Annotated in this window: 3 protein-coding genes; all 3 read right to left on the reverse strand. The window is 48.4% G+C overall.

Annotation, left to right across the window (positions count from 1 at the left end; genetic code table 11):
- Positions 1–90: 90 nt before the first annotated feature.
- Positions 91–948 carry a hypothetical protein gene (locus BIS11_RS13730; RefSeq protein ID WP_253426650.1) on the reverse strand — a complete coding sequence of 286 codons (858 nt, stop codon included), beginning with the start codon at positions 946–948 and terminating at the stop codon, positions 91–93.
- Positions 949–1001: 53 nt separating this feature from the next.
- A complete protein-coding gene (locus BIS11_RS13735) occupies positions 1002–2918 on the reverse strand; it encodes a hypothetical protein (protein WP_253586300.1) in 1917 nt (638 codons plus the stop codon).
- The coding region (locus BIS11_RS13740; protein WP_253586301.1) for a hypothetical protein at positions 2915–3160 on the reverse strand (246 nt) is incomplete at its 5' end. The genes BIS11_RS13740 and BIS11_RS13735, both read right to left, overlap by 4 nt.

Genomic DNA, 3160 nt, shown 5'->3' on the forward strand with positions numbered 1-3160 from the left:
CTACATGAGAGGGCGAGCCGGAAACGATTTCGGTAGTGCCGTGACCGGGGATGGGACAGCGGTGCAGGTCGTCTTGGCGGGCGATGGATTTCATCGGCAGATTTCCCATTGACCATCGCGTTGGATGAAGTAAAGTCTGACGAAACTGGCTTGGTGTTCTTGTCCTGCATGACCAAATGCGATGGGCACATTGACCCCTTCCGTTGTCAGCCAAGCGACTCGATTGTCCGCCGCTAAGTTCAACTTCATGGGCTCTTCTGGAAAAGGATCGAGTTCAAACAAATTCGGGTTATCAAAAAACATATCATAGCTTGCTCGCTGGCGCACATAAGCTTCGGATTCACCAGAGGCTAGCGCCAGTTCTTCAATCATGGTGCTGGAAGCATTCATGAGCGCATCGTTATTCCTTGCTTCAAATAAGGCATGTAGTCGACGATACTCTCGGGCTAGGCTATCGCGCACCGCATCCGTATTACTTAATATATCTCCTTTCTCCCAGCACCAAATTGGCATTTGCTGATGATTATTGAATACCACTTCCAAAGTGTCATAATCTTCAAATCTTTTAAATTCGATATCACTTTGTAAAGGTTGCAAAGGAGCACCCGGATCCAAAAATACGACTTCAGGGTCAGCATCATTTTGCCCCGGCTTCATGACAACATCGAAAGCAGAGCTGGCTTCCGTATTAGGGTTTTGACCTGGCTCCCAATATAATAGTGAAATTTTTAACTCGCTATCCGGCTCATATTGCATTGGCCATGAGTTAAGGTTCACCTTATTTCTTCCATTTTTAATGTACTGTGAAACAGGCAATCGAGTATCTAAATCACTTGGTGTGCCGGTAAAATTTAATAAAATATCTTGAATACGCATTGAACTAGGAACGCCGTCTACAGACCAGCGAACACCAAAGTGGTACTGTTGGCTTTCAACTTCCTGCGCCATTGCACTCGCCTCCATTAAAAGAAATATTAATAACAGCTTCGTCAATATTTTTTTCATGAGAATGGTATAAACTCCCCGTTATAACCCTCTGCAAGAGGATAAGTGTTAGTATTTTCTGAATCCTCAACCCAGTCAACTGAAGTAGAGTTCAGGATAACTTGGCGAGAACGTGAACTTCTTGATTCACCGCCCGCACCAGGACGACGATCACCAGACTCCACATTCAATTTCTTGTAAGATTTAATCTTTAAAGAAGCTCCTTTGTGATAAAGCTGATACCCCCAGCGCCCTTCGTCTGTTTTAATTTGAATGCCACCTTCGGTAACGACTTCAGCCTCGTATTTGAATACATGTCTATCAGTGATAATCGAATCAAAATAGCCAATAATACCGCCCATGGCTTTAGCAGTAAGTTTGATCTCAACCTGACCTCTGACAGTGGATTCGTCGAATTTTCCCTCATGAAAATCGTAAACGCCTCCAAGCAGTTCATCGGCAGTAGCGTCCTCCGATGCCTGGAATCCTGCTCCAAGCGAGATTTCCATGAAAAGCGAAGGGTCAATTTGATATTGGGCAACAAGAAGGTTTCTACCTGTTTCCGCATCTTCCAAGAATGTGACTAACGTATGGGCCGCTGCTCCTAAAGGAGTAACAACGGGTAGCCTTCTTAATGCACGTTTCAGCGCTAGATAAATATCGACCTTGACGCCAAATGCAAAATCCAACGAAAGGCCTACATCTAGCTTCCATGTAAGCTCGGGGCCTGCATCCTGCTCAACCTGTTCGCTCTCGACTTGTATACTTAGCTTTGGGCCTACCGTAAAAATATTGGCTAATTTATTTGAATCCTGTTCGGCGCTCAAGTTCTTTGCCAAACGCTTGGCATTAGTTGTCAGCGATTCAATGAATCGATCAATTGAACTCGCTTGCTGCCGAGCATTTTGTTGCCTGCGAAGCGATGGGGCACTATCGTAGGTCGAGGTTTCGCTACGATATTTCCCTACCTGAATATTCTTGGTGTTGCTGCCGCAAGTCACGCCTATTTCTGCATCGACTTGCCACCCCTGCTCGTGCGTGACCTGTCTGGGGTTACTCCCCATATCCAGCTCACCTCGTAAGCGCCTAGCTTCGCTTCGTGGGATATTCTCGGTGCCTATTTGAGGCGGCTGTACACTCACTTTCCCATTGAATTTCAGGCTGGGTACGGTAACGGAGGTAAAAAGAAAATCTTTGGTGCCGTCGTAGCTGATCCTGAATTGCTCCTCCTTCGCCATGATGCCTCGATTCATGATGGTATCGAGAATAATCACAGCCGCCTCGAAGGCAAGGCCATAGTCACCCAATCGGGGGATATTGGTCAGAGAAGAACGTGGATTCGTTTCGACGATAAAAGGTATTGCAGTGCCCGAATTAATGGTCGTGCCGTTCAGCTCTCCTGTCCAATAGAGCGTATGTGCCTGATGAGGGCACTCATCCTCGAGCGTGATCGTCACGGTACCTTCATCCTTGAACGTCGAACCGTTCAAGAACCCCTCGAAACTCAATTCTCCCGCTACCGCCTGATCGGCCACGAAATAGATCTTGCAGTCGGTATCATCCAGCTCATTGCCTCCCTGCAGCACGACCCGGGCATTACTCCCCCCGTGGCAGACAACCTCGACCTGTTTGATACAGGGCGTTTTCGAGGCACATTCCACACAGATTTCCCCCAACTCTGGATCCTGGAGGCTTTCTCCGTCAGAGGGTTCCGAGGGAATGGGACTTCCTGTTAACGGCTCCCCGCCTCCCTTGAGGTATTCTCGGTACGAATAATTAATCGCTTGATCCTGAAAGACGGGAGTCGCCGCGTAATCATCGCTATACGCCATGGCATCCAGTATTCGACGCCGTTCATTCTCCGGGCGTATAAAACTTTCGGGTTGGTTTTGTACCAGATACGCCATGTCTTCAAGAGTCGGCTGGTAACTCATGACCGTTCCTCATTCACGATGGGCCGATAGTTGTCTTGCTGCATGTCACCTTCCTCATGACGATACGAAGCGAGGAGCGCATGCCGAATGCGTCCACGGGGCAGCCAGGTTTCCAGTTGATCCCGCTTTCGCCAGGCGGCCAGCTTGGAATTCCCCAGGATTCGCTGGGCTTCTGCCTGCCCTTCAGGAAAGGCGTGTCCGAACTCGATGACGCACTTCGCCAAGGTGCGTACCTGCTTTTT

It is taken from the genome of Halomonas sp. 707D4, from assembly GCF_024158685.1.
In the GTDB taxonomy this organism is placed as follows: Bacteria; Pseudomonadota; Gammaproteobacteria; order Pseudomonadales; family Halomonadaceae; genus Vreelandella.